Origin of the sequence: Corallococcus sp. AB030 (assembly GCF_003668965.1) — a bacterium.
GTDB classification, from domain to species: Bacteria; Myxococcota; Myxococcia; order Myxococcales; family Myxococcaceae; genus Corallococcus; species Corallococcus exiguus.
Genome location: NZ_RAWQ01000486.1, coordinates 1 through 503 on the forward strand (window position 1 = coordinate 1; position 503 = coordinate 503).

1 protein-coding gene is annotated in these 503 nt (G+C 75.0%); it reads left to right on the top strand.

Going from position 1 to position 503, the window contains the following annotated elements; genetic code table 11:
- Positions 1-6 precede the first annotated feature (6 nt).
- Positions 7-503, top strand: a 497-nt coding sequence (gene modA / locus D7Y15_RS43725) for a molybdate ABC transporter substrate-binding protein (protein WP_233605336.1), incomplete at its 3' end; no start/stop codon positions are given.

Sequence of the window (503 nt, forward strand, 5' to 3'; positions counted from 1 at the left end):
CTTCTGGTGTGGGTGACGGTGTCGTCGGCGCGGGCGGAGGAGGTGCTGGTGTTCGCGGCGGCGAGCACGACGGACGCGCTCGAGGCGCTGGCGCCCGCGTTCCAGCAGGCATCGGGGCACCGGGTGCGGTTCGCCTTCGGGGCGTCCAGTGACCTGGCACGTCAGGTGGTGGCGGGGGCCCCGGCGGATGCGTTCCTCTCCGCCGACGAGGCGAAGATGGACGGGATCGACCGGGCAGGGCTCGTGCAGGCGGGCTCGCGGGTGGACCTGCTGTCCAACCGGCTGGTGGTGGTGGTGCCGGTGAAGTCGTCGGTGAAGGTCGCCGGAGCGGCGGGCCTGAAGGGGCTCAAGCGGGTGGTGCTGGCGGAGCCGGCGGCGGTGCCGGCGGGTGTGTACGCGAAGGCGTGGCTGACGAAGGCGGGCGTGTGGGCGGACGTGGCGCCGCGCGTGGTTCCGGCGGTGGATGTGCGGGCCGCGCTGGCGGCGGTGGAGGCGGGGAGGGC